At 70.2% G+C, this 22,906-nt stretch carries 25 protein-coding genes and 1 riboswitch; of the genes, 10 read left to right on the forward strand and 15 right to left on the reverse strand.

Annotated elements, in window-relative coordinates; all coding sequences use genetic code 11:
• Positions 1 to 22 precede the first annotated feature (22 nt).
• Positions 23 to 970: a hypothetical protein gene (locus ACIBG8_RS44530; RefSeq protein WP_397349325.1), complete on the forward strand. Its 948-nt coding sequence runs from the start codon at positions 23 to 25 to the stop codon at positions 968 to 970.
• Entirely contained in the window at positions 967 to 2,340 is a 1,374-nt protein-coding gene (locus ACIBG8_RS44535; protein WP_397349326.1) for a hypothetical protein, read from the forward strand. The genes ACIBG8_RS44530 and ACIBG8_RS44535 overlap by 4 nt, the downstream gene beginning before the upstream one ends.
• Here the strand turns inward: ACIBG8_RS44535 and serS are convergent.
• Genes serS through ACIBG8_RS44555 form a run of 4 tightly spaced genes read right to left on the reverse strand, consistent with a single transcriptional unit; the run spans position 2,304 to position 6,125 of the window.
• On the reverse strand, positions 2,304 to 3,566 hold the full coding sequence (gene serS / locus ACIBG8_RS44540) for a serine--tRNA ligase (RefSeq protein ID WP_397349327.1): 1,263 nt from the start codon (positions 3,564 to 3,566) through the stop codon (positions 2,304 to 2,306). The two genes, ACIBG8_RS44535 and serS, sit on opposite strands and share 37 nt — an antisense overlap.
• Before the next feature lie 21 nt (positions 3,567 to 3,587).
• Positions 3,588 to 4,508 carry a prephenate dehydratase gene (pheA, locus tag ACIBG8_RS44545; RefSeq protein ID WP_397349328.1) on the reverse strand — a complete coding sequence of 307 codons (921 nt, stop codon included), beginning with the start codon at positions 4,506 to 4,508 and terminating at the stop codon, positions 3,588 to 3,590.
• A 13-nt stretch (positions 4,509 to 4,521) separates the two neighbouring features.
• On the reverse strand, positions 4,522 to 4,917 hold the full coding sequence (locus ACIBG8_RS44550; protein ID WP_397349329.1) for a DUF4446 family protein: 396 nt from the start codon (positions 4,915 to 4,917) through the stop codon (positions 4,522 to 4,524).
• A 35-nt stretch (positions 4,918 to 4,952) separates the two neighbouring features.
• A complete protein-coding gene (locus ACIBG8_RS44555; RefSeq protein WP_397349330.1) occupies positions 4,953 to 6,125 on the reverse strand; it encodes a glycosyltransferase family 87 protein in 1,173 nt (390 codons plus the stop codon).
• 48 nt (positions 6,126 to 6,173) lie between these two features.
• On the opposite strand from ACIBG8_RS44555, the gene ACIBG8_RS44560 reads away from it, so the two are divergent.
• Positions 6,174 to 8,282: a hypothetical protein gene (locus tag ACIBG8_RS44560; RefSeq protein WP_397349331.1), complete on the forward strand. Its 2,109-nt coding sequence runs from the start codon at positions 6,174 to 6,176 to the stop codon at positions 8,280 to 8,282.
• On the opposite strand, the gene ACIBG8_RS44565 is transcribed toward ACIBG8_RS44560, so the two are convergent.
• From ACIBG8_RS44565 to ACIBG8_RS44575, 3 genes are read right to left on the reverse strand one after another with little or no spacing between them, the layout of a single operon-like run.
• Positions 8,164 to 9,525, reverse strand: coding sequence for a glycosyltransferase 87 family protein (locus ACIBG8_RS44565; RefSeq protein ID WP_397349332.1), 1,362 nt, complete (start codon positions 9,523 to 9,525; stop codon positions 8,164 to 8,166). The two genes, ACIBG8_RS44560 and ACIBG8_RS44565, sit on opposite strands and share 119 nt — an antisense overlap.
• Before the next feature lie 23 nt (positions 9,526 to 9,548).
• Positions 9,549 to 10,238 carry a glycosyltransferase gene (locus tag ACIBG8_RS44570; protein ID WP_397349333.1) on the reverse strand — a complete coding sequence of 230 codons (690 nt, stop codon included), beginning with the start codon at positions 10,236 to 10,238 and terminating at the stop codon, positions 9,549 to 9,551.
• The gene (locus ACIBG8_RS44575; RefSeq protein WP_397349334.1) at positions 10,228 to 10,575 is read right to left on the reverse strand and encodes an STAS domain-containing protein; all 348 of its coding nucleotides are present in this window, start codon (positions 10,573 to 10,575) and stop codon (positions 10,228 to 10,230) included. Before ACIBG8_RS44575 ends, ACIBG8_RS44570 begins: the two co-directional genes overlap by 11 nt.
• Positions 10,576 to 10,791: 216 nt before the next feature.
• Between ACIBG8_RS44575 and ACIBG8_RS44580 the strand changes: the two genes are divergently transcribed.
• Positions 10,792 to 11,196 carry a hypothetical protein gene (locus tag ACIBG8_RS44580; RefSeq protein WP_397349335.1) on the forward strand — a complete coding sequence of 135 codons (405 nt, stop codon included), beginning with the start codon at positions 10,792 to 10,794 and terminating at the stop codon, positions 11,194 to 11,196.
• 106 nt (positions 11,197 to 11,302) lie between these two features.
• On the opposite strand, the gene ACIBG8_RS44585 is transcribed toward ACIBG8_RS44580, so the two are convergent.
• Positions 11,303 to 12,388, reverse strand: a complete 1,086-nt coding sequence (locus tag ACIBG8_RS44585) for a sensor histidine kinase (RefSeq protein ID WP_397349336.1) — start codon at positions 12,386 to 12,388, stop codon at positions 11,303 to 11,305.
• Positions 12,385 to 13,074 (reverse strand): response regulator transcription factor, encoded by a 690-nt coding sequence (locus ACIBG8_RS44590; RefSeq protein ID WP_397349337.1) that lies wholly within the window; start codon positions 13,072 to 13,074, stop codon positions 12,385 to 12,387. Before ACIBG8_RS44590 ends, ACIBG8_RS44585 begins: the two co-directional genes overlap by 4 nt.
• Positions 13,075 to 13,184: 110 nt before the next feature.
• On the opposite strand from ACIBG8_RS44590, the gene ACIBG8_RS44595 reads away from it, so the two are divergent.
• From ACIBG8_RS44595 to ACIBG8_RS44605, 3 genes are read left to right on the forward strand one after another with little or no spacing between them, the layout of a single operon-like run.
• Entirely contained in the window at positions 13,185 to 13,358 is a 174-nt protein-coding gene (locus ACIBG8_RS44595) for a hypothetical protein (RefSeq protein WP_397349338.1), read from the forward strand.
• Positions 13,355 to 13,597 carry a DUF6412 domain-containing protein gene (locus ACIBG8_RS44600; RefSeq protein WP_397349339.1) on the forward strand — a complete coding sequence of 81 codons (243 nt, stop codon included), beginning with the start codon at positions 13,355 to 13,357 and terminating at the stop codon, positions 13,595 to 13,597. Before ACIBG8_RS44595 ends, ACIBG8_RS44600 begins: the two co-directional genes overlap by 4 nt.
• Positions 13,598 to 13,650: 53 nt before the next feature.
• Positions 13,651 to 14,304 (forward strand): YidC/Oxa1 family membrane protein insertase, encoded by a 654-nt coding sequence (locus ACIBG8_RS44605; protein WP_397349340.1) that lies wholly within the window; start codon positions 13,651 to 13,653, stop codon positions 14,302 to 14,304.
• Here ACIBG8_RS44605 and ACIBG8_RS44610 read toward each other — a convergent pair.
• Together ACIBG8_RS44610 and ACIBG8_RS44615 are read right to left on the reverse strand one after the other, a co-directional pair.
• Positions 14,288 to 14,710, reverse strand: a complete 423-nt coding sequence (locus ACIBG8_RS44610; RefSeq protein WP_397349341.1) for an ATP-binding protein — start codon at positions 14,708 to 14,710, stop codon at positions 14,288 to 14,290. The two genes, ACIBG8_RS44605 and ACIBG8_RS44610, sit on opposite strands and share 17 nt — an antisense overlap.
• A gap of 151 nt (positions 14,711 to 14,861) precedes the next feature.
• Positions 14,862 to 16,790: a PAS domain S-box protein gene (locus ACIBG8_RS44615; protein ID WP_397349342.1), complete on the reverse strand. Its 1,929-nt coding sequence runs from the start codon at positions 16,788 to 16,790 to the stop codon at positions 14,862 to 14,864.
• A 28-nt stretch (positions 16,791 to 16,818) separates the two neighbouring features.
• Between ACIBG8_RS44615 and ACIBG8_RS44620 the strand changes: the two genes are divergently transcribed.
• On the forward strand, positions 16,819 to 17,379 hold the full coding sequence (locus ACIBG8_RS44620; protein ID WP_397349343.1) for a methylated-DNA--[protein]-cysteine S-methyltransferase: 561 nt from the start codon (positions 16,819 to 16,821) through the stop codon (positions 17,377 to 17,379).
• On the opposite strand, the gene ACIBG8_RS44625 is transcribed toward ACIBG8_RS44620, so the two are convergent.
• From ACIBG8_RS44625 to ACIBG8_RS44635, 3 genes are all read right to left on the reverse strand, one after another.
• Complete coding sequence (locus ACIBG8_RS44625) at positions 17,376 to 18,716, reverse strand: purine-cytosine permease family protein (protein ID WP_397349344.1); 1,341 nt, start codon at positions 18,714 to 18,716, stop codon at positions 17,376 to 17,378. The two genes, ACIBG8_RS44620 and ACIBG8_RS44625, sit on opposite strands and share 4 nt — an antisense overlap.
• Positions 18,706 to 18,819: riboswitch (TPP riboswitch) on the reverse strand. (Overlaps the previous gene by 11 nt.)
• A 31-nt stretch (positions 18,820 to 18,850) precedes the next feature.
• Positions 18,851 to 19,687, reverse strand: a complete 837-nt coding sequence (locus ACIBG8_RS44630; RefSeq protein ID WP_397349345.1) for a hypothetical protein — start codon at positions 19,685 to 19,687, stop codon at positions 18,851 to 18,853.
• Between the two features lie 2 nt (positions 19,688 to 19,689).
• On the reverse strand, positions 19,690 to 20,238 hold the full coding sequence (locus tag ACIBG8_RS44635) for an RNA polymerase sigma factor (RefSeq protein ID WP_397349346.1): 549 nt from the start codon (positions 20,236 to 20,238) through the stop codon (positions 19,690 to 19,692).
• Positions 20,239 to 20,320: 82 nt separating this feature from the next.
• On the opposite strand from ACIBG8_RS44635, the gene ACIBG8_RS44640 reads away from it, so the two are divergent.
• The gene (locus tag ACIBG8_RS44640; protein ID WP_397349347.1) at positions 20,321 to 20,644 is read left to right on the forward strand and encodes a rhodanese-like domain-containing protein; all 324 of its coding nucleotides are present in this window, start codon (positions 20,321 to 20,323) and stop codon (positions 20,642 to 20,644) included.
• A gap of 70 nt (positions 20,645 to 20,714) precedes the next feature.
• A complete protein-coding gene (locus tag ACIBG8_RS44645; protein ID WP_397349348.1) occupies positions 20,715 to 22,073 on the forward strand; it encodes a serine hydrolase domain-containing protein in 1,359 nt (452 codons plus the stop codon).
• Here the strand turns inward: ACIBG8_RS44645 and ACIBG8_RS44650 are convergent.
• Positions 22,012 to 22,893 carry an Fpg/Nei family DNA glycosylase gene (locus tag ACIBG8_RS44650; RefSeq protein ID WP_397349349.1) on the reverse strand — a complete coding sequence of 294 codons (882 nt, stop codon included), beginning with the start codon at positions 22,891 to 22,893 and terminating at the stop codon, positions 22,012 to 22,014. The two genes, ACIBG8_RS44645 and ACIBG8_RS44650, sit on opposite strands and share 62 nt — an antisense overlap.
• Positions 22,894 to 22,906 lie beyond the last annotated feature (13 nt).

Consider the following 22,906-nt stretch of genomic DNA (forward strand, 5'->3'; position numbering starts at 1 on the left):
GCCGGGCGGCGTCTACCCGTGCATGAGACGCGTATGGCTGATCCTGCTCGCGATACTCACCCTGAGCGCCTGCTCCCCTACCTGGCGGCCGTCGGTCGACGAGGTCCAGGTGCGCGGTCGCGACCTGGTCGCCACCTTCGAGGACGGCGGCGCCGTCTCCTCCCGTGACGGCGGCAGAACCTGGCAGCCGTCCGACGCCCCGTCGCTGACGACCCAGACCAGCATGTGCGTGCCGAAGAAGGCCCGCTGCTACATGATCGATCCGGGCCGGCTGAAGGTGCTGGAGTCCGACGACGGCAAGGCGTGGCGCACGTCGTGGGAGATCCCCTCCGGCCAGGCGGAACTCCTCGGACGCAACCTCGGCGGGACCCCGCAGTCGGTCTCGCTCGCCGTACAGGCGACCTCGCGCGGCCACGTGGTGGCGGTGGCCAACCAGGCGGACGGCCTGGCGATCCGCGACGAGGACGGGGTCTGGCGGCGCGTCGCCTTCGACGACGACCACGACGTGACGGCGCCCGTCGACCTCGACCAGAACGGCCCGATCGGCATCGAGTCGTGGGTCGCGCTCATGGTGGGCGCGTGGGTGCTCCTGGCCGGCTTCGCGATCGCCAGCGGCAGGGCCGGGCTCGCCGCCCTGGCCTCGATCGGCTTCCTGGCGCTCGTCATCGGCGTCCCGACCGCCGCCTTCTCGGCAGACGGGCCTTTCTCCATCGCCGTGCTCTGCAGCTTCGCCCTGGCGGGGATGCTGACCGGCTCGTGGATCACGGCCGGCCTGCGCGGGCGCGCGCTGGGCACCGTGCTGGGGACCGGGGTGCTGGTGTCGCTCGGCGTGCTCGCGCCGTTCCGTGCGTGGAGCATGGGGCTGCTGCCTGGGTACGACATCGCGCTGCAGATGTCCGTCGGTCTGGGGCTGCTCTTCGTGCTGGTCGGGCTGGCGCTGGTCTACCGGTGGGGTCGGAGCGATCGGTGAGATGGTTATGCCATCCCGCCACCTTCGTCGCCGTGATCGTGCTGGTCGTCAACGACCACCTGCTCAAGGCGGCGTGGCCCGGGGTGGTGACGGGGAAGCTCAGCGACGTCGCCGGGCTCGTCGTGGCGCCGGCCGTCGTGGCGCTGTTCCTGCCCCGGCGGGCGGACCTGGTCGCGGTGGTGGTGGTCGGGGTGGGGTTCGCGGTCGTCAAATGCACGCAGACGGGCGCAGAGCTCGCTTCCCAGGGGTGGACCTTGGTGGCGGGGCCATCACAGGTCCTGGCCGATCCTACGGACCTCCTGGCCCTTCCGGCGCTGGGGGTGGCGTGGTGGATCAGATGCCACCCCTTGCCGGTACGGCGAGCCCAGATCATCTGCACGATCCCTTTGGCGGCCTTCGCGGTGCTCGCCACCTCCCCACTGCCCGGGGTGCCCCAGGCCAACTACGTGGAGGTGACCGCCGAGGGGATCATCGTGACCGGCTTCGACACCATGCCCATGGTGTCGGCGGACGGGGGCGCCACCTGGCACGCCCGCCAGCGGCAGGACGACCTTCCGGCCCGTGAGGCGCGGACGAGCGCTTGTGTGGGCCAGCACTGCTACAGGGTCGTGTCCCGTCGCATGAAGGTCATGGAGTCGAACGACGGGGGCGCGACCTGGGGTGTCTCGTGGGAGGTCTCCGCCGGGCGGGCCAAGCTGCTCGACCGGGTGCTCGGCGAGCCGCGCTGCTGCCGCCGGCGCCCGCCGGAGTCCGAGTCGCTCGCCGTACAGGCTCGGCCGGGTGGCGGGCACGTCGTGGTGGTCGCGAACGAGCGGGACGGGATCGCGGTCCGCGACGAGAACGGGACCTGGCGGCGGCTCGGTTTCGTCGGAGCGGGTCTGGGCGAGCCGACCCCGCTCAGCCACCTCGGGAGGTACGTCGGAGACGAGACCCGGGTGGCCGTGCTCACCGGCCTGTGGGCGATGATCGCCGCCCTCGTCGCCGTCTCAGCGCCGGGTTCGGCGAGCAGTCACAGCATGACCTGGCTGGCGCTGGGCGGCGTGCTGCTGATGATGCCCTACCCGTATCCGGAGACCTTCATCTTCACCGACAACCCGCTGCCCTGGCTGGTCGCGGTCCCGGGCGGCGTGGTGACCTTCACCATGCTGGTCCTCGCGCTCGCCCGGCTGCGCACCGTCGCGTCCGCGCTCCGGCCGCTCGCCCTGGGGGTCGCCGTGGCACTCGGGATCGCGCTGCCGTTCTACGGGTGGAGTGCGGGCGTCCCCGATGACTACGGCACCGCCGTAGCCCTGGCCGTCGTGATCGGGCTGGGCGTCGGCGGTGCCGGGTTGCGCTACTTGATCGGCTCCAGCACGTCCAAGCCCACATAAGGCCGCAGAGCCGCAGGAACCACCACAGAGCCATCCGCCTGCTGGTGGTTCTCCAGGATCGCCACGATCCACCGGGTGGTCGCCAGCGTGCCGTTCAGCGTCGCCAGGTGCTGCGGCTTGCCGTCCTTGTCCCGATAGCGGGCCCCAAGGCGCCGCGCCTGGAACTCGGTGCAGTTGGACGTCGAGGTCAGCTCCCGGTAACGCCCCTGCGTCGGGATCCACGCCTCGCAGTCGAACTTGCGCGCCGCCGACATCCCCAGGTCCCCGGCCGCCGTGTCGATGATGCGGTAAGGCACCTCGATCTTGGCGAGCATGTCCTTCTCCCAGCCCAGCAACCGCTGGTGCTCCTCAGCCGCGTCCTCGGGACGGACGTAGGAGAACATCTCGACCTTGTCGAACTGGTGGACACGGATGATGCCGCGGGTGTCCTTGCCGTACGACCCCGCCTCGCGGCGGAAGCACGACGACCAGCCCGCGTAACGCAGCGGAAGCTCCTTCTCCGGCAGGATCTCGTCGGCGTGGTAGCCCGCCAGCGCGACCTCCGAGGTGCCGACCAGGTAGAGGTCGTCCTCGGGCAGCCGGTAGATCTCCTTGTCGTGCGCCACGGCGAAGCCGGTGCCCGCCATGGTCTCCGGCTTGACCAGCACCGGCGTGATCATCGGGACGAACCCGGCCTCAATCGCCTGCTGCATGGCCATGTTGAGCAGGCCGAGCTGCAGCCGCGCGCCGACGCCGCGCAGGAAGTAGAAGCGCGAGCCGGAGACCTTGGCGCCCCGCTCCATGTCGAGGGCGCCCAGCCGCTCGCAGAGCTCGAGGTGGTCCTTGGGCTCGAAGTCGAAGACACGCGCCTCGCCGACGGTCTCGAGCACGACATAGTCGTCCTCGCCGCCGTGCGGAGCCGCCTCTTCGACGATGTTCGGGACGGTCAGGATGACCTCGTCGAGCTCGCCCGCCAGCTTCTCCGCCTCGGCCTCGAGCGACTTGACCTGGACCGCGAGGTCCTTGGCCCGAGCCAGGAGCGCCTGCTTCTCCTCACCGGAGGCCTGAGAGACCGACTTGCCCAGCGACTTCTGCTCGGCGCGCAGGGACTCGAACGAGGTCAGCGCGGCGCGGCGGCGCTCGTCGAGCTGGAGCAGCGTGTCGACGACGGCATCATCTTCACCGCGGGCACGCTGCGACGCCCGGAGCCGGTCAGGGTTCTCACGGAGGGTACGCAGGTCAATCACAGAACAAAGGCTACCGGTCCGTCACACGCGCCCGGCTCGAATTTTCGACAGCCAGTCGCCCGCCTCGGCGAAGTCGGGGTCGGTCGTGCCGCGCTTGATCTGGGGCGCGACCTTGTCGGCGCGCGCGTAGCTGCCCAGAAAGCGCACCTCGCCGCAGATGCGGTGCAGCCCGGAGATGGCCTCGCCGACCCGCGCGTCGGCGACGTGGCCCTCGAAGTCGAAGTGGAAGAAATAGCGCCCGATGCCGTCGCCGGTGGGGCGCGACTCGATGCGGGTCAGGTTGACCCCGCGTACGGAGAACTCGGTCAGCATCTCCAGCAGCGCGCCCGGGTGGTCGTCCGCGAGGAAGACCACGAGCGTGGTGCGGTCGGTGCCGGTCGGCGCGGGCAGCGGCCCAGGGCGGCTGACCCTGACGAACCTGGTGACGGTGTCGGAGCGGTCGCCGATGTTGGCGGCCAGCTCGACCAGCCCGTAGTGCTCGCCCGCGATGCGCGCGGCGATGGCCGCGTCGTACGGCGAGCCCGGCAGCGCCACCTCCTGCGCGGCCGCGGCCGTGGAGGGCGCGGACACCACGACGGCGTCCGGTAGCTCACGGGCGACGAAAGCGCGGCACTGGGTGATCGCCGCCGGGTGGGTGTAGACCCGCTTGATGTGCACCAGCTCGGTGTCCGGCCGCGCGAGCAGCGAGAACTGCACGGGCAGCAGCAGCTCGGCGTTGATCAGCAGCGGCTCGCCCCAGGCGAACTCGTCGAGGGTCGTGGTGATCGCGCCTTCGAGCGAGTTCTCCAGCGGCACCACGGCGCCGTCGGCCTCGCCGGAGCGTACGGCGTTGAGCGCTGCGGGCACCGTGGCGCACGGCAACCGCTCGGCCGAGGGCTCGAGAATCCGCAGGGCCTCTTCGGTGAAGGTGCCCTCGGGACCGAGGTAGGCGAGTCGCGACATAACTACAGGGTAACTACCGCCTGGCCATCTGGGGCTCGATCTCGGGACCCAGGCCCAGCCTGGCGGCCCGTACGGCCTCTTCCTCTTCAGGAGACAAAGGCAGCCGGCCCTTGCCCGCGACGATCGGCCGCACGTAGGTGCGCGTCTCGGAGCGCCCGTTGATGGAGGTGAGCACGATCCCGTCGCCCAGCCCGTTGATCATGGCGACGGAGAACGACAGCCGCCCGGTCATCTCCTCCAGAGCGTCGTAGCGGTAGACCGCGACGTCGCGGATGGCCTTGAGATCCCCCTTGCTCTCGCTCACCTGCCTGGAGATCATCTGCTGGCAGTCGTCGACCGCCGCCCTTGCCTGCTTGAGCGCGACGTAGCCGATGACGACGCCGCTGACTCCGGCGAGCGCCCCGATCATGACCCATACGGTAACCAACACAGGACCGAGAGTAATCAATCGGTCAAGATCTTACGGCGTTTCCGCAACCAGGAGCCGAGCAACCAGACCAGGACGAGCGCACCGAGGCCGTAGCCGTTCTGCACGATCTTCCCCAGAACGGGGCTGAGCACGGGGATCTCCCACGATTTGATGGTCACCCCCCACCACGGGACCGGCAGCACGTAGAAGAGCCAGACCCCGGCGGCCACCCGCAGCCGCACCGGATCGCTCCAGGGCCCGACCAGCGCGCCGAGCACCACGACGACCCAGGCCAGGTGGTGGATCCAGGCGACCGGCGAGAGCAGCACGGCCATCAGCCCGACCAGCGCGACGGCGGTGACGACCTCGCCGTCGAGATACGCGCGGCGCGCCCAGCGGAAGCCGTACCAGCCGACGACGGCCACCAGGACGAGCCACAGCAGCGTCTCCAGCCACGGCCATGGCAGGTAGAGCCGGATCAGCATGCCGCGCAGCGACTGGTTGGTGGTGGCCGCGTTCGCGCCGAGCCGCTCGGGGTCGAGCAGCGCGGAGAACCAGAACTCGGCCGCGTCCTTCGGAATGACCACGAAGGGCAGCAAAGTCAGCAAACCTGCCCCGAAACAGGCCATCCAGAACGTCTTCCACTGCCGCGTGATCAGCAGGTAGATCAGGAACACACCAGGTGTGAGCTTGACCGCGGTCGCGAGCCCGATGAGGAAGCCGCGCGGCCACCACGGCCGCTTGGCTGCGCAGTCGGCCAGGCAGAGCGCGACGAGCATGATGTCGACCTGGCCGAAGCGCACCTGGTCGCGGATCGGCATGAGGTAGGTGCAGGCGACCATGAGGAACGCGAACACCCACGGCCCGCGCCTGGTGAACGCGAACCACACGGTCACGCCCAGGGCGACGAAGATGCCCGCCGTCCACACCCACTGGGCGGTGTCCCAGGACATCATCGCCAGAGGTACGGCCAGCAGCGCCGCGATCGGCGGGTAGGTGAACGGCAGCAGCTGCGGCGCCGGGGTGACGAAGTCGTAGACCGGCCGCCCGTCGAGGATCATCTGCCCGCCGGTGCGGTAGACGTCGAGGTCGACGAGGCGCTGGTCGCCCGCGTTGGTCAGCCATTCATGCACGAGCGGCCACGCGGCAAGCGCGATGACCAGGGCGGCGACCCCCCAACTCCACCAACGCACATTGCCACGTGTCACGTTGATGCACGTTACCGTGGCTCTTGCCGATCAAGGGGGTTACCGGGGATGCGACGACTGCTGCTCGTCATGTGGTTGCTGGCGGCTGCGCTCGTGTCCGGGGGTACGGCGGGCGCGACGGCGGCGAACAGGGTCGCGCTCGTCGGCGTGCCCGGCCTGCAGTGGAGCGACGTCGACCAGTCACGCACCCCCAACCTGTGGAAACTCACCGCGGACGGCGGCTCCGCCTCGCTGTCCACCAGGGCCGTGCCGCCGCCGAACAGCGGCATCACCTGCCCGGTCGCCGGATGGCTCACCGTCTCGGCCGGCCAGCGGGCGGGCTCGGCCGACAGGAACTGCACCCTGCCCCCCACGCCCACCCAGCAGGGCGAGGGCGCGACCGTGCCGGGCTGGAAGGAGCTGGCCGCGTTCAACGCCGCCACCTCCTACCAGGCGAGGATCGGCGTCCTCGGCCAGACGGCGGGCGACGTGACGGCGATCGGTCCGGGCGCCGCGCTCGGCGCAGCCGACATGAACGGAAATGTCGCCCACTACCTCAGCGATCCAGCAGGACTCGGGGACGACTACGGCCTGGTCGTCATGGAGGCCGACGCCCTGGCCAAGGGCTGGATCGGCCTCGGGCTCAACGCCGACGGCACCCCCAAGGACCTCCCCGCCGACCTGAGGAAGCAGCTCGCCGCCCAGGCGGACGCCCAGATCGGCAGGCTCCTGGCCCGCCTCACCCCCGGCACCAAGGTCCTCCTGGCGGGCGTCTCGGACACCACGGCCACCGCGCACCTGCACGTCGCCCTCGCCACGGGCTTTTCCGGCTTCCTCACCTCGTCGTCCACGCGCCAGGAGGCGCTGGTCACCAACACCGACCTCACCGCGACCACGCTGCAGCTCCTCGGCCTCGCCGTACCCGAAGGAGTGGTCGGAAGGGCCTGGCACGACGGCGGCGGCGCGCCGCAGGCGACCGCCGCCCGCGTCACTCAGCTCGCCGACGCCGACCTGGCCAGCCAGGTGCTCAGGGAGGTGCGCCAGCCGTTCTTCATCGTCTTCGTCGCGGTCCAGCTGCTGTTCTACCTGTTCGCCGCGCTGGCCGTACGGCGGCGCTGGGGCGGGGCGCGGGTGCTCGGCTGGACCAAGGTGGTCGCCGTGGTGAGCGCCTCCGTGGGCGTGTCGACGTTCCTGGCGCAGCTCGTGCCCTGGTGGAGCTTCGTCAGCCCGATGGCCTCGCTGATCGTCACGATCGTCGGGTTCTCCTGCGCGATCGCCGCGCTGGCCTTCGCCGGGCCGTGGCGCGGCCACGTGCTCGGCCCGCTGACCGTGGTCGCCTCGATCACCTCGCTCGCCCTGCTGCTCGACGTGATGACCGGCTCGCATCTCCAGGTCAACGCGGTGACCGGGTACGAGCCGGTGACCGGCGGGCGCTTCTACGGCTTCGGCAACATCGCGTTCGCCGTCTACTCGACCGGCACGATCCTGGCGCTGGCCGGGATCGCCGCGTTCGTCAGCAGGAAGGTCGCACTGGTCGTCTGCGCCGCCTACGGCCTGCTGGCGATCTTCGCGGACGGCTGGCCCGGCTGGGGCGCCGACTTCGGCGGCGTGCCTGCCTTCGTGCTGGGCTTCGCCGTCTTCTACATCCTGCTCACCGGCGCCCGGGTCTCGATCGGCAAGCTGGCGGTCGTCGCCGGAGCCGGTGCGGTGCTCATCGCCGGGCTGGCGATCGTCGACTGGCTGCGCCCGGCCGAGACCCGTACCCATCTCGGCACGTTCGTCCAGCAGTTCCTGGACGGCCAGGCGTGGACGGTGGTCGGGCGCAAGCTCGGCGCGATGCTCGGCACGCTAGGCAACTGGCAGCTCACGCCGCTGTCGCTGGGCGCGCTGGCGTTCCTGTTCTTCGTGCTGGCCAGGCCGTCGCGCTGGGGCGCCTCGGCGCTCAGCCAGGCCTACGCGCTCGCGCCGACCCTGCGCGCGGGCCTGTTCGGCGTGCTGACCTGCGCGTTCACCGGGTTCCTGATCAACGACTCCGGGGTGGCCATCCCGGCGATGGCGCTCACGGTCGCGGTGCCGCTGGCTCTGGCAGCGTCCGTGCGCGCGCTGCAGCTCGCCACGCCCACCAGCCCAGACCCAGCGTCAGCGCCAGCAGCGCCCACGGCACCACCTGCGCCCTGACCACGGTCACCAGCCAGCCGAGGTTCTCCGGCTGCATCTCCTGCCTGGCCGGGAGGTAGCCCAGCGACAGCACGGTCAGGTGCGCGGCCAGGAAGACGTCGACGCGCGACGCCGCCATCAGCGCGACCACCGCGAAGGCGAACCCGTCGTACCAGGGCAGGATGTACGGCGTGGCGAACACGTAGGCCGTCATCAGCACGGCGGCCACCACGGGCGCGTCAGCCTGCCGTCCGACCGCCCTGAACATCAGCCACGCCAGCGCCACGATCACGAGCACCGCGCCGACCTGCAGCGCCGTCCGGTAGGCGCCGCTGCCGAAGAGCCCCTGCAGCCATCCCTGGACGAGCTTCCAGTAGGACGCCCAGGACACGGCCTTGCTGGTCGTGCTCAGCGGAGCCAGCGCCCGCACGCCGACCAGGGCGTAGCCGACCGCGACCACGGCCACGGCGGAGCCCGCCATGACCGCCAGCCGTCCCAGGTTGCGCCGCAACTCCCAGGCGGGCCCGAGCGCCACCAGCCCGGCGTTGACCTTGACCCCCACGCCGAGCCCGAACAGCGCCCCGGCCAGCAGCGGCTTGGCGCGCAACGCCAGGGCGGCGGTCACCAGCGCGATGGCCAGGGTGTCGACGTGCATCCCCGCGACCAGGTGGTAGAGCAGCAGCGGGTTGGCCGTCCAGAGCAGCGCGGCGCGCGGCGTCAGCCGTTGCAGCAGCAGCCCGGTCGCGATGAACGCGGCCGCGTTGACCAGGGCGAGCACCAGGATCGTCACCCGCAGCGAGTCGCCGCCGATCCAGCTCGCCAGCGCCTGCACGCCGGTCGCCACCGGGCCGTAGACGCTCGGCTCCTCGCGCCACGGCTTCTCCACCGCGTCGGCGATCGGGTCGCCGGGCAGGTCGACCGCGCCGTGCGTGTAGGGGTCGATCCCCAGCGTCACCATCCGCCCGTAGACGGCGTAGTTGAGGTGGTCACCCGAGCCCGAGGGCGGCAGGAACGCCAGGATCCCGGCGGCCACGCAGCCCAGCAACATCAGCTTCCGGCCCGTCAGGTTACCGAGGATCCCGCCGATCAGCCCCAGCCCGCCGAGGACCACCGCGAGCGCGGCCATCCCGATGACGAGGTATGGCGACGGCCGCAAACCGAGCGAGAAGCCGCCGACGTCGGGAACCACCGCGGACGGCCCGAGCACGCCGATGGCGATCGTGAGCCCGATGGACAGCACGATGGCGTGCGGGGCGAATCTCACCCGCACATTCCAGCACACCCGGCTCAGCGGGAAAGCCGGGCCACCAGAGCCCGCGCGACGTCACGCAACTGCCCGGCGCGGTGCAACTGGGCGTGCCAGTCGGTGCCCGTCGCCCGGTGCGTCATGTCGACCTCGACCTCGACGACGCGGAAACCCCTGCGCATCAGGTCGATGAGCATCGCGGTCTCCACGCCCCAGCCGTGCGCGAGCGGCCTGGCCGCCTCGAAGGCCTCGCGGGTGATGCAGCGCTGGCCGTTGAGCGGTTGTTTCGGCTCCCAGCCCGTCGCCCGGCGCACGCCCTCGCGGGAGAGCTTGACGACCATGCCGAGGCCGCCGAGCTTCACGCGCGTGGCGAAGACAGCGGTGGCCAGGTCGGCCTCGCCCCGCCGTACAGGCTCGATGAGGGGCGCGGCGGCCAGCGCCGTCTCGCCCAGGTCGGCGTCGAGGAACAGCAGGTGGCGCGGCACCTCCTCGTCGAGCAGGCGCACCGCCTCCGCACCGCTCTCCATCGCGGCCGCCTTGCCGCGGTTGCGGCTGTGGCGCACCACGCGGGCGCCGGCGGCGCGCGCCACCCGGCCCGTCTGGTCGCCCGAACCGTCGTCCACCACCACGACGAGGTCGACGCCCGGCAGCCCGAGCGCCGCCTTGACGGTCGCGCCGATCCTGTCGGCCTCGTCCTTGGCGGGAATGACGACCGCTGTGTCAGCTGTCATTGGAGATAAGGAACTCCTCGGGGACCTCGTCGTGCACGGTGAACACCGAGTCGAGCCCGGTCACCTGCAGGATCTTCCGTACGGCAGGCCGAGGAGCGGCGACGTCGAGCTCGCCACCCTGCTCCTTGATGCGCTTGAGCGCCGACAGCAGCACGTTCATCCCCGTGGAATCACAGAAATCCACGGCGGACATGTCGATGACCACCCTGTGCGGCCCGTCCTGCAGCAGCCGAGTGAACTCGGACTGCAGGCGGGGCGCCGTATAGAGGTCGATTTCGCCGGCGATCGCCACAATCGCGTGCCCGGCATGTGATCGAGTCGAGACTTTCAGCTCCACAGAGGGCAGGCTAGCGGCGTAGCGCCCCCGGGTCACGTTCTCACGCCGATAGAGGTCGTCAGGTTTTTGTCCCCCGTTTGGCCTCCACGGAAACGGAGAGTACGCGAAACTTGACTCAGTGATACCGGCGAGGCCGGAAAGGGGGGTGGCCCGGCCCCCTCGCTCCGGTCGCGAACAGTGAGAAAGGGGACTGAGCGAGGAGCTCGGGCGACGAACATGAACAGAGATCATTCTGAGGATCCCCAGCGACAGCGACTGCGCGAGCGGCTGGAAGCCATCCTGCTGCGTACGGCCAAGTCCACCTCCTGGCACGACGAGGCGGGGCACCTGCGGACCCTGGTGAACCACGAGGGGTTCGTTCCGGTGCGCACGCGGCTGGCGAGCGAGGACCTCGACTTCCTGGCCGAAGCGCGTGACGACCTGCTCACCTTCGCCGAGCTGGGCCTGCGCCTGCTCGACCTGCACCAGCCCCGCGACGCCGGCGGCATCACCAGCGACGCGGCTCATCCGATCCTGCGCTGCAGAAGCTGCATGTGGCGCTGGCCCTGCCCCACCTTCCGAGCCATGGCGGAGTCCTTCTGCGCCGAACACCTGCCAACGACCCGGGAACTGTCGGCATAACGGATCTCACCCCCGTCGCCCAGGGGCGAGACACCTCCCTGCTTGTCCCATCGCGCCGCCGTGCGCGTCTTCGGCGACCTCACCGCGACCGACCTCGCCGCCCGCATCATCGGTCAGGTAGGGGGATGCGGATCTCGAAGCGGCAGCCTGGGCCGTCGTTGACGACGCCGATGACGCCCGAGTGCGCCTCGACGATGCCCTGGGCGATCGCCAGGCCGAGGCCCGCGCCGCTGCCCCTCGCCGGGCTGCGGGCCGCCTCGCCCCTGAAGGCGACCTCGAAGACGCGGCCCAGGTCGGCCTCCGGGATGCCGCCGCACTCGTCGGCCACCGTCAGGCAGGCCATGTCGCCCTCCACCCGGGCGCTCAACTGCACGACGCCCTCCGACGGCGTGTGCCTGATGGCGTTCACCACGAGGTTGCCCAGCGCCCTGCTCAGCGCGCTCGCGTCCGCCTCGACCGGCACCGGGTCGGCCGCCGCGGTGATCCGTACCCCCTTGGCTCTGGCCAGGGGCTCGACGCCGGCCACGGTGTCGGCGACCAGGTCGGCCAGCCCGACCCCGCTCACGGACAGCCGCAGCGCGCCCGCGTGGATCCTGGACAGCTCGAAGAGGTCGTCGACCATGCCGGACAACCGCTCCACTTCCAGCCTGATCTGCGCGTGGTAGCGGCCGACCGTCGGGGCGTCGGACACGACGCCGTCCTCGAGCGCCTCAGCCATCGCCCGCATCCCCGCGAGCGGTGTACGCAGGTCGTGGCTCACCCACGCGACCAGCTCGCGCCTGGCGTCCTCCAGGGCGCGCTCGCGGGTGTAGGCCTCCTCCAGCGTGTTCGCGATCGTCTGCAGCTCAGCCGGCAGCCCTTCGGGCGCGACGAAGGGCGCGGACCCGACCGCCTCGACCAGCCGCCTGCTCTCCCCCACCACCCGGCGGGCCAGGACGAAGGCGGTGCCGAGCCCGACGAGCCCGCCGACGGCGACCACGCCGAGCACGATGACCTGCGCCTCACCGCCGATGATCATGCGGAGGATGATCGCCACGAGCCCGGCCAGCGTGGCCACGACGGCCACCACGACGACCACGGCGAGCATCACGCCGATGGAGCGGGTGCGCAGCCATCCCAGGATCGCGATGCCGAGCACCCCCACCAGCAGGCCGAGCCCGGCGGTGATGGTGACGATCTCCAGGAGGTTCACGACAGGGGCTCGTACCGGTAGCCGACACCCCAGACGGTGACGATCCTGCGCGGCTCGGTCGGGTCCTGCTCGATCTTCTCCCGCAGCCGTCTGACGTGCACGGTCACCGTGGAGGAGTCGCCGAACGACCACCCCCACACCTGGTCGAGCAGCGCCGAGCGGCTGAACGCCTGCCTGGGGTTGCGCATGAGGTAGGCCAGCAGGTCGAACTCGCGCGCCGTCAGCATGATCTCGGCCCCGTCCAGCCGCACCTCGTGCGCGCCCACGTCGACCACGAGGTCCGCGTCGCGCAGCACGCCGGTGCCGCCCGTGACGGAGGCCCCGCGCGCCCGGCGGAGCACGGACTGCACCCGCAGCGCGAGCTCGCGCGGGCTGAACGGCTTGGTCACGTAGTCGTCTGCGCCGGTCTCCAGGCCGACGACGCGGTCGATCTCCTCGCCCAGCGCGGTCAGCATGATCACCGGCACCGGCCAGCGCTCCCTGAGCTTCCTGCACACCTGCAGCCCGTCGATCTTGGGCAGCATGAGGTCGAGCACCATCAGGTCGGGCGGGTCGGCCAGCGCCAGCCGCAGCGCCTCCGCCCCGTCGCCGACGCACTGGACGTCGTGGCCGTCACGCTCGAGGTACCTGGCCACGACCTCGGCGACGGTCGGATCGTCGTCGACGACCAGGATCCGCGTGTTCACCTGTTCACCGTACGGCGAAACACCAGGTGAGCGGCAGTCATGTCACCGGACCGTAAGACCGTTACGTCCGAAAAGTCGCGGATCTTGGCTCCAGGACGTACGGTTGCCCCATGGGTCGCATTCTCATGCTCGTCGCCGGTGTGCTGCTGGCGGCCTTCGTGCTCTTCAACTTCATCCTGCCCATGGTCCTGGGGCTGCTGAAGATCGCCCTGATCATCGGGGTTATCGGGGTCATCGTCTTCCTCGTCGTCACCGTGGTCGGAAAGTCGTCCTCCTCCTCGTGACGTTCCTGATCGCCCTGCTCGCCGATCCCGCAGGGCTCATCGCCTTCAGCGTGGTCGCGGGTATCGGCGTTCTCCTGCTCGCCGCGTGGGCGAGCAGGCTGCTTCCGGTCCACGGCAGTGACGGACCGGCATTTCCGCTCGTCTACGCCCGCGCGACGGCCTTCCTGCGCCAGCGCGATCCCGACGCCGCCGGGAAGCCGCGTCCACGAGCCCCATCACCCAGCCCCGCTTTCGGTTAAGCGGGGCTTCTTCCCCAAGCCCCGATCCTTCTTCCCGATCGAGGGCTTTTCACATGATCGACTCACTTGTCGCTTTTCTGACCACGCATGCCGACCCTGCGCTGGCCATCGTCCTGTTCACGCTCGCCGTACGGCTCCTGCTGCTGCCGCTCGTCATCAAGCAGGCCCGCTCCGCCAAGATCAAGGAAAGGCTCGCACCGAAGCTGCGCGAGCTGCAGAAGCGCCACAGCAAGAACCCGGAACGGCTGAGCAAGGAGATGACCGCCTTGTACGCCAAGGAGGGCAGCTCACCGTTCGCCGGGATCCTGCCGGGGTTGGCGCAGGTGCCGTTCATGTGGCTGATGTACCGGGTGGCCACGCACCCGACCGCGCTCGCGGGCCACTACCTGTTCGGTGCTCCGCTGGGTCAGAACGTCGCCGGGGTGGTCGCGAGTTTCGGTCTGGTCAGTGTGCCATTTCTGGTCTTTGCGCTGGTGATCGTCGGCCTACTGGTGGTGGCGTGGCTGATGTCGCGCAGGATGCGCGCGGCGGCCACGGCGGACCAACCGGAGATGCTCCGGAAGATCCTGCCGCTGCTGCCGTTCGCGTCGGTCGTCACCGCGGCCGTGCTGCCGCTGGCGGCCGGGCTTTACTTGCTGGTCTCGACGGCCTGGACGGCCGCCGAGCGGACGGTGCTTTTCCGGCCCGTCACTAACCAGCCTCTCTGAGCGCGGGAACCTGGCCATTCGCCACGGTGTGCGGCGCGGGCAGAACGGCCCACACCGTGGTGGTCTCGTCGTCGTGCCGCACTCCCCAGCGCTCTGCCACGTATTCCACGATGCCAAGCCCCCTGCCGCCCAGCGAGGACAGCGTCGGGCGGCCCGCTCGCGGCTCCGTGGCCGCCCCACCATCGCTGACCGCTACCTCGACGTGCTCGTCACTCCACAACCAGGCCACCCTGACCATGCCGGATGGCAACGGATGAGCGTGCCGCAGGGCGTTGCTCAGCAACTCGCTCACCACGAGGACGGCATCGTCGATCGCGTTGGCGTAGACCCCCCACTCCTGCAGGTCCGTGCTGAGGCGCTGGCGTGCGACGGCGACGCTCGAAGGTGCGTATGGCAACAGCACCACGCTCGACACACCAACCTCCCCGCTCCCAGATCCCCCCGAGAGAACACTCCCCGGTACGACCGAAATGCCCCGTTACTCGGTCCCAGAAACCGCGTCTCGATCACAGCTTGTACACATTGGACGATAGATCAGCTCATCCGTGACCGCCCCGTTACCGCATCGGTGTGTCGGGTTCGATATTGGACGCGCCATTAAGAACCAGACGCATCCGGGTTCCGCCGCCGGGGCGAGGATGCGCGCTGACATCGCCCCCCTGCGCCCTCGCGAGGCTGCGCACGATGTAGAGCCCCAGGCCGACGCCGCCGAACCGCCTTCTGTCCCCGCTGTCCACCTGGACGAACCGCTCGAACACCCGGTCACGATCACTGGCCGGGATGCCCACGCCCTCGTCGTCCACCACCACGACCACGCTGTCGTCCTCCGGCCACGCCTCCACGCTGATCAGCCCCCCGTTGGGGGCGTACTTGAAGGCGTTCTCGAGTAACTGGCCCAGGATGATGTCGGTGGCCAGCGCGTCGCCCGTCACGTACGGCAGGCCCTCGGGGATGACCACCTCGACCCGGTGCTTGTCGGACAGCACGGGCAGCCCGAGCGTGGCCGCCTGGACGCGCTCGGCCAGGTCGAAGATCTCGTTGCGCACCGACAGCTCGTCCGCACCCGCCCTGGCGCCGAGCAGCAGGTGGTCCATGAGCTGCCCGAGCGATCTGGCGCGCTCGGCGATGGTGTGCACGGCCGAGCGGCGCTCGGCGTCGGTCAGCTTGTCCCAGCGGGCGTCGAGCGTGCTGGCGAAGCCGCGCACGACGGTGATCGGGGTGCGTAACTCGTGGCTGGTGGTGGCCAGGAACAGGTCCTTGGCCTCCTCCAGCTCCTTCGCGGTCGTCACGTCGCGGAAGTCCACGACGATCTCGCCGGTCTCCTCGATCTCGGCGCTGACCACGTCGAGCCAGCGGCCGGTCTCCATCTGGAAGGTGAGCTTCTCGCCCGGCTGCGGCAACGGGAAGGGCGGCGGGCCGCCGATCACGTCGTCCTCGGCGAACCCGGTCAGCTCGCCGGCCGCCGGGTTCCACTGGATGACCCCGCCGAGCCCGTCGAGCACCGCTATGCCGTCGGCGCTGGCGTCGAAGACGGCGCGCTCGTGCGCGCGTTGCCGTACGGCCTCCTGATAGGCCACGGCGTTGCCGACGGCGATGCCCGCGTGGCCCGCCAGGAGTTCGAGCAGCTCCAGCTCGACGTGGCCCGGCTTGGCGTTGGCGAAGAGCGCGTAGAGCGCGCCGTAGGGCCGCCCGCCGACGGCGGCCAGGCCGAGCGCGATCGTGTGCAGGCCGGGCAGCTCCGCCCAGATCAGGTCGCCGAGCCCCTGCGACTCCAGCATGACGGTCTTGCCCGTACGCAGCAGCTTGCCCACCAGGCTGGTCCGCAGGTCGGAGGTCGCGCCCTTGATCGACGCGGGCAACTGGTGCGCGCTGACCACGCGCAGCCGTTCGTTCTCGATGAGGACGAACCCGCCGCCGTCCGCGCCGGTGAGCTCGGTGAGGCTGGCCGCGATGCGGTCGAGGACGGCGGGCAGCTCCAGCTCGGCGTTGATGTCGCCGACCACGTCGGTGAGCCTGCGCACCAGCCTGGCGCGGCGCGCCCCACGGTCCCTGGCCGCCCGGTCGTCCTGGGTGAGGTGGTGGACGCTGACGTAGCCGATCACGGACGAACCGTGGACCAGTGCGCTGGTGTCGACTCGTAAATCGAGCACGCTGCCGTCGCGCCTGAACCGTTTGGTGCGCAGCGAGACCTGCCCGCCGGTGCGCACCCGTTCGAGGACCGCGTTGTGCTCGGCGGTCAACTCGCCCGGGACGATCGGCGCTCTGCGCCCCACGATGTCGGCTGCGGCCCAGCCGAAGAGCCGCTCGGCAGCCGGGTTCCAGACGAGCACCGTCTGGTCCCTGTCCAGGGCGATGATGGCGTTGGGAGAGCTCGCGAGCACCGCCAGGGCGATGTCGTCGCTGTCGCCCCTGTCGTCGCCCACACCTCCATAGTGCCGGTGACGTGCTCCCTCCGCAGGCCGATCCGTCCGATACGCTGCGGTCATAGGTTCCCGTAGGTGAAAAGGGTGAGGTATGTCGACTGGTGAGCTCGACGCCCTGCTGCGGGTGACCAACCCCGACTACCGCGGCGAGGGCCCGCCGGACATCGCCTTCGGCACCTACGACGGCGCGGTGGGCCGCCTGGTGCTCGCCGTGACCGCCAAGGGCGTGGTGACCTGCTCCTACGAGGAGGAGAACACTGTCTTCGACCGGGTCACCCAGCACGTGAGCCCCTCCATCGGGCCGGACGCGCGCAGGCTCGACCCGGTGCGCAGGGAGCTGGACGCCTACTTCTCCGGCCGCCTGCGCACGTTCACGAGCTCGGTCGACCTGCAGCTCGCCACGCCGTTCTCGCGGACCGTGCTGCAGATGGTCATGGCCGTGCCGTACGGCGGGACCACCACCTACGCCGACCTCGCCGAGCGCATCGGCCGGCCGCAGGCGCTGCGCGCGGTCAGCAACGCTATCAGCTCCAACCCGGTGTGCGTGATCGTGCCGTGCCACCGGGTCACGCAGGCGGACGGCTCCCTGGGCACGTACGCCGGGGGCGACGCGGCCAAGGAGCGCCTGCTGCGGGTCGAGAAGACCGTCTAGCGCCGCCGTACGAGCCCGATGGCCAGCGTGATCAGCGCGGCCACCAGGAACGAGCCGAGCGCGCCGTTCATCCAGCCCTGCCTGGTGAACCCGATGGCGTCGCGGACTCCCGCCCACATGCGATCCCACTTCTCGATGGTCACGGCCGACGTGGTCAGCCAGTAGGCCACGAAGCCGAGCGCCCACGGGATCAGCATCGACCAGCGCGACGGCGCGTTCTCCGCGGTGTTCCACCGGGCCGAGCCGCCGAGCAGGAAGTAGTCGACGACCAGCACGGCGAACATCGGCACGAACACCGCGCCGATCACGCTCAGGAACGCCGCGTAGGAGTTGACGTTGACGAGCAGCGCCACGCCGATGGTCAGCAGGCCGATGACGAGCGAGAAGATGCGCCGGTCGACGCGCGGCATCAGGTTCTGCAGGGACATCGTCGTGGAGTAGTTGTTGGCGAACGACTGGTCGGTCTCCCTGATCACCAGGATCCCGAAGAACAGCGCCCCCAGCGGAGCGGCGACGAACGGGCCGAACACCGCCGTGCTGTCCGCCGTGACGGCGGCCGCCCCCGCGATGGCCACCGCATAGACGCCCAGCCCCAGGCAGGCGACCTGGGCCAGCGTGTAGCCGCCCACGACGCCGGTGAACGCCGCCCTGCTCGACCTGGAGTGCCTGGCGAAGTCGGCCGCCATGGGCACCCAGGAGACCGACAGCGCGATCACCAGGTCGACGGCCGGCGCGAAGCCGTCCCAGGAGCCGCCGGTCTGCGGGCCGACCTGGGAGAGCAGCGAGTACGCGAACCACGCCATCGCCACGACCACCCCGATCGTGACGTAGCGCCGCAGGATCCTGATGGACCCGAGCGGCCAGATGGTCAGCGCCGTGGTGAGCACCCCGGCGACGACCACCCACACCCCGTACGGCACGGCCGTGCCGAAGATGGCCGTCGCGCCCTTGGAGATCACCCACAGCTCGAACGCGCCCCAGCCCAGCATCTGGATGATGTTGATCACCGTGGGGACGTAGGAGAGCTTCGCGCCGAACAGACCGCGCAGCAGCACCATGGACGGCTGCCCGGTCTGCGTGCCGGGGATGGCGGACAGCCCCACCATCGCGGTGCCGATCAGGCTCCCGACGACGGCAGCCACGAGGGCCGCCGTCAGGGTCAGGGGGGCGTCACCGGTGGGGTTGACCAGCCAGAGGGCGCTGGAGAAGCCGAGGAGGCTGACTCCGAGGTTGGCCCAGAGGGCTCCCTGGTCGAGCACGCCGAGCGCTTTGGGAGGTGCTTCTCCCAGCGTCAGAGGGACTTCCGCGTGCTGGGGGTCATCGACGACATGCGTCATCACACACTCCCTACGCCGGCATTACCCGGACAGGTTCATGCGGTCGGCAACAGCGGTAGTTGCCCTCTCAGCCTGGTTGCCCCAAGCTCCCGCGGTTCTGAAGTTTCGCCCAGGATAATGCCATACGTCGGTTTCTAGGAAGGCGGGCCCTGGCAGCCCATGCGTACCCAGAGTGCCTCGTCCTCGCCCGGGTCGATCATTTCCGGGGCCGCGGAGAGCTGCGCGTGGCCCTCGCTCACCGGGGCGCCGTCGATGACGTACCAGTTGTCCGGCACCGCGGAAGGCTCCTCCTCGCCGTACTCGGTGACGGAGTCGACCGTCACACCGCGCTCCTGGAACAGCCGCTTGACCTCGCCGACGGTCTTGTTGACGAAGTTCACGCAATGCATGACCTCGCCGTCGTCGTGAATGCTGCTGACGACGTCGTACCTCTCGCCAGGCTTCGCGGCGCGGCCGAGGTCCACGGTGGCCTGGCCCTTGAAGTCGACGGGGACCCTGATGCCGAGCGGGCAGCCTCCCGTCTCCTCGCACTCCGGTACGTCGATCGTCTGGATCTCCTCCGGGAGCGAGTTGTCCGGGCGGTAGGCCGTGATCTCCCCCACGTGCCCCGGCGAGGCCGACGTCAGCGTCAGGGTGACGTTGATGCCGCGCGCCCTGAGCTCCGCCTGGATCTGCTCCGAGGAGGCGTTCAGATCCTGGACCGTGATGACGTAGTAGCCGTTCTCCACCGTGATGTCGAGGGCCGCCGCCGGTTGCGGGGTGAGCACTGCCCAGCTCACCGCGGTCACGGCGGCGGCGGCCAGCGCGACGGCCGGCAGCGCGAAGCGCCGGAGGATGCTGGTGCGCCGAGCGGGAGCGGGCATGGCCTGGGGCTCCGCTTCCATTTCCATGATCTCGTGCATCAGCTCGTACGCGCTGGGGGTCAGTCCCGGCCCCGGGTCGGGGGCCAGGGAGGCTACGAGGTTGTCCATGCTCACGAGCTCTCCTTGACGAGTGCGGGGGCGAGGGTGACGGCGCGCGTGCCGTACCTGCTGACGTCGACGTCCGATGCGGCCAGCTCCGCTGCCAGCCGCTTGCGCGCCCGGTGCAGGCGCAGCCGTACGGCTCCGCGCGAGATGCCGAGCACCTTGGCGATCTCCGCCGTGCCCAGCCCCTCCCAGCCGACGAGCGACAGCAGCTCCCTGTCGTCGCCGGACAGCCGCGCGAACGCCTCACGGGCGGACTCGGGGTGGCGCTGCTCGACGACGGAGCTCGCCCAGCGGGTGAGGTCCTCGCGCAGCTTGACGGCCAGCGCGGTGCGCCTGGCCTCGCCGCGGTAGTGGTTGGCCAGCACGTGCCTGGCCACGCCGTACAACCACAATCTGGCCTCCTCGCCCTGCGGGACGTCGGCGAGACGGCGCCAGGCCGTCGTGAACGTCTCCGCGATCACGTCGGCCGTGTCGTCGGGGGAACTTGAGCGGCGCGCGACGAATCCAGAGACGGCGGCGTAGTGCGCCGTATAGATCTCCTCGAAGCGCTCCAAGGGTTTTCCTTCCACGTGAGAGGAGATGTCCGGATGTCGCAGAGTGTTTCAGGGGTTTCTCGAGGCTGGGAGAATGAGGGTCATGAACGTTCCCGAGATCGAGGCCCGCGAAGTCCCGGCAGACGCCTATCTGCTCGACGTCCGCGAGCAGGACGAATGGGTCGCCGGGCACGCCCCCGAGGCCGTGCACATCCCGCTCGGCCAGCTCCAGGCCAGGGTCGAGGAGGTGCCTGCCGACCAGACCGTCTACGTCGTGTGCCGCGTCGGCGGGCGCTCCGCGCAGGCGGCCGCGTGGCTCAACCACATCGGGCGCGACGCGATCAACGTGGGCGGCGGCATGCAGTCGTGGGAGTTCGCCGGGCGGGCGATGGTGAGCGAGAGCGGCGGGCCGGCCTTCGTGGCCTGACTTTCGTCAGGGGTGACGGGTGCCGTTGGTGTGATGTGCGGGACTACCTGCGATTTCTACCGTTTGGTGCATGACATTCGCCCTGGCACTCAGCGCCGCGCTCGCCCTCACCCCCATCTCCGCCGACCAGTTCGTCAAGGACTACATGGCGGAGACGAACCTTCCCGGCGCCGTCGTGGTCGTCACCAAGGACGGCCAGGTGGTCCACGCCGCCGGGTACGGCCATGACGCCGGCGGGAAGCCGCTGACCGCCGACTCGCCGATGCCGCTGGCCTCGCTGTCCAAGTCGTTCACCGCTCGGGGCGTGATGCGCCTGGTGGAGCAGGGCAAGGTGAAGCTGGACGCGCCGGTGCGCTCCTACCTGCCCGAGTTCACGATGGCCGACCCGCGGTACGTGAAGATCACGGTGCGGCAGCTGCTCGACCAGACGTCCGGCATGTCCGACTCCACCTTCCCCGAGCTGACGCTGGACGCCCCGGCCACGTTGAAGGACTCCGTAGCCATGCTGCGCGACGCCAAGCTGGCCGGCGAGCCGGGCGAGAAGTTCCGCTACCACAACCCCAACTACGCGGTTCTGGCGCGGATGGTGGAGAAGGTGGCGAACAAGCCCTTCGCCGACTACATGGCGGCCGAGGTCTTCGCCCCGCTCGGCATGAACTCCACCAGGACCGTCGACCTCACCACGCAACAGCCGGGCGCGAGCAGGGGCTACGTGCGCGCCTACGGCCAGGTGATCCAGCGCGAGCAGCCCACGTGGTTCGTGAACGGCGGAGCCGGTGTCGTCAGCACCGCCAACGACCTGGGCAGGTGGCTGATCGCGCAGAAGGGCCAGGTGGGCGCCGACGGCACGTACTCGGCTGGCTGGTCGTCGGCGAGATCGGCCGCCGGCACGCCGCTCCTGCACCACACCGGCTGGCTGCTCACCCACAACTCGGTCCAGACCGTCATCCCGAGCAGCGGGTACGGCATCGCCGTCGTCACCAACACCGGCATGATGTCCGGCGACGACGCGGTGAACATCACCGAGGGGCTCATCCAGCTCACCGAGGGCAAGGCCGCGGAGATCACCGAGCCGTTCACCATGAAGAGCGACTACGTCCTGGCCGCGCTCACCCTGCTGAGCGCCGGGCTCGGCGTGCTCGGGGTGGTGCGCGCGCGCAGGTGGGCCAGGCGCGGCGGGTGGTGGCGCTGGGTCAGGCTGGCCGCCTACGCGGTGCCGATCGTGGCCTTCTTCACCGCTGCCGACCTGTTCGGGCTGCTGATGAACAGGTCGGGCACGCTCGGCATGATCACTTACGTCTGGCTCGCGCTGTTCGTGTGGCTGGCCGTCTCCGCGCTCGCCGCGGCAGCCGTCGTCGCCGCCAGGATCATTTCAGCAGTTTCGACATCCGCCGGTCGGCGAGCGGCTTCCCGCCCGTCTGGCACGTAGGGCAGTACTGCAGGGAGGAGTCGGCGAACGACACCTCCCTGATGGTGTCGCCGCAGACGTCGCACGCCTGGCCCGCCCGGTTGTGGACGCGCAGGCCCGACTTCTTCTCCGCCTTCAGGTCCTTGGCCGCCAGCCCGTGCGCCCGCTCCATCGCCTCGCGCAGCGTGGTCACGATGGCCTCGTGCAGGTCGGCGATCTGCGCGTCGGTCAGCGTCGCCGCGATCTTGAAGGGCGACATCTTGGCCGCGTGCAGCACCTCGTCGGAGTAGGCGTTGCCGATGCCCGCGATGATCTTCTGGTCGCGGAGCAGGCCCTTGATCTGGGTACGGTTCCCGCCCACGATCGCCTTGAGCGCCTCGACGGTGAAGTCGTCGGCCAGCGGGTCGGGGCCGAGCGCCGCGACCCCCGGCACTTCTTCCGGATTTTTCGTGACGTAGACGGCGAGCCGCTTCTGGGTCCCCATCTCGGTCAGCTCGAACCCCGGCGCCAGGCCCAGCTCGTTGGGCGACAGCCGTACCCGGACCGCCAGCCCGCTCTTGCCGCCGGGACGGACGGGCTTCGCGCCCGAGAGGTCTTCCTTCCAGCGCAACCAGCCGGCCCTGGCCAGATGGATGATCAGGTGCAGCCCGTCGCAGTCGAGGTCGAGGAACTTGCCGTGCCTGCTCACGCCGGTCACGGTGAGACCGCCGAGCGCGGTGACGGGCGGGTCGAACGTCTTGAGCGCCGAGAAGGCGACGACGTCGACACCGAGGATCGTGTGGCCTACCGCCCGCTCACGCAGGAACTCGGCGAGCGACTCCACTTCGGGTAGTTCCGGCATGTCTCCAGAGTAA

The organism is Nonomuraea sp. NPDC050556 (genome assembly GCF_044457355.1).
Lineage (GTDB): Bacteria > Actinomycetota > Actinomycetes > Streptosporangiales > Streptosporangiaceae > Nonomuraea.

What these genes read in the sequence shown, in the direction of transcription:
- ACIBG8_RS44645 (WP_397349348.1), top strand. Translation starts at nt 20,715, where the DNA reads ATGACATTCGCCCTGGCACTCAGCGCCGCGCTCGCCCTCACCCCCATC.
- ACIBG8_RS44620 (WP_397349343.1), top strand. Translation starts at nt 16,819, where the DNA reads ATGTCGACTGGTGAGCTCGACGCCCTGCTGCGGGTGACCAACCCCGAC.
- ACIBG8_RS44580 (WP_397349335.1), top strand. Translation starts at nt 10,792, where the DNA reads ATGAACAGAGATCATTCTGAGGATCCCCAGCGACAGCGACTGCGCGAG.
- ACIBG8_RS44605 (WP_397349340.1), top strand. Translation starts at nt 13,651, where the DNA reads ATGATCGACTCACTTGTCGCTTTTCTGACCACGCATGCCGACCCTGCG.
- ACIBG8_RS44570 (WP_397349333.1), bottom strand. Translation starts at nt 10,238, where the DNA reads ATGACAGCTGACACAGCGGTCGTCATTCCCGCCAAGGACGAGGCCGAC.
- ACIBG8_RS44615 (WP_397349342.1), bottom strand. Translation starts at nt 16,790, where the DNA reads ATGACCGCAGCGTATCGGACGGATCGGCCTGCGGAGGGAGCACGTCAC.
- ACIBG8_RS44650 (WP_397349349.1), bottom strand. Translation starts at nt 22,893, where the DNA reads ATGCCGGAACTACCCGAAGTGGAGTCGCTCGCCGAGTTCCTGCGTGAG.
- ACIBG8_RS44625 (WP_397349344.1), bottom strand. Translation starts at nt 18,716, where the DNA reads ATGACGCATGTCGTCGATGACCCCCAGCACGCGGAAGTCCCTCTGACG.
- ACIBG8_RS44595 (WP_397349338.1), top strand. Translation starts at nt 13,185, where the DNA reads ATGGGTCGCATTCTCATGCTCGTCGCCGGTGTGCTGCTGGCGGCCTTC.
- ACIBG8_RS44530 (WP_397349325.1), top strand. Translation starts at nt 23, where the DNA reads ATGAGACGCGTATGGCTGATCCTGCTCGCGATACTCACCCTGAGCGCC.
- ACIBG8_RS44640 (WP_397349347.1), top strand. Translation starts at nt 20,321, where the DNA reads ATGAACGTTCCCGAGATCGAGGCCCGCGAAGTCCCGGCAGACGCCTAT.
- pheA (WP_397349328.1), bottom strand. Translation starts at nt 4,508, where the DNA reads ATGTCGCGACTCGCCTACCTCGGTCCCGAGGGCACCTTCACCGAAGAG.
- ACIBG8_RS44550 (WP_397349329.1), bottom strand. Translation starts at nt 4,917, where the DNA reads ATGATCGGGGCGCTCGCCGGAGTCAGCGGCGTCGTCATCGGCTACGTC.
- ACIBG8_RS44560 (WP_397349331.1), top strand. Translation starts at nt 6,174, where the DNA reads ATGCGACGACTGCTGCTCGTCATGTGGTTGCTGGCGGCTGCGCTCGTG.
- ACIBG8_RS44630 (WP_397349345.1), bottom strand. Translation starts at nt 19,687, where the DNA reads ATGGACAACCTCGTAGCCTCCCTGGCCCCCGACCCGGGGCCGGGACTG.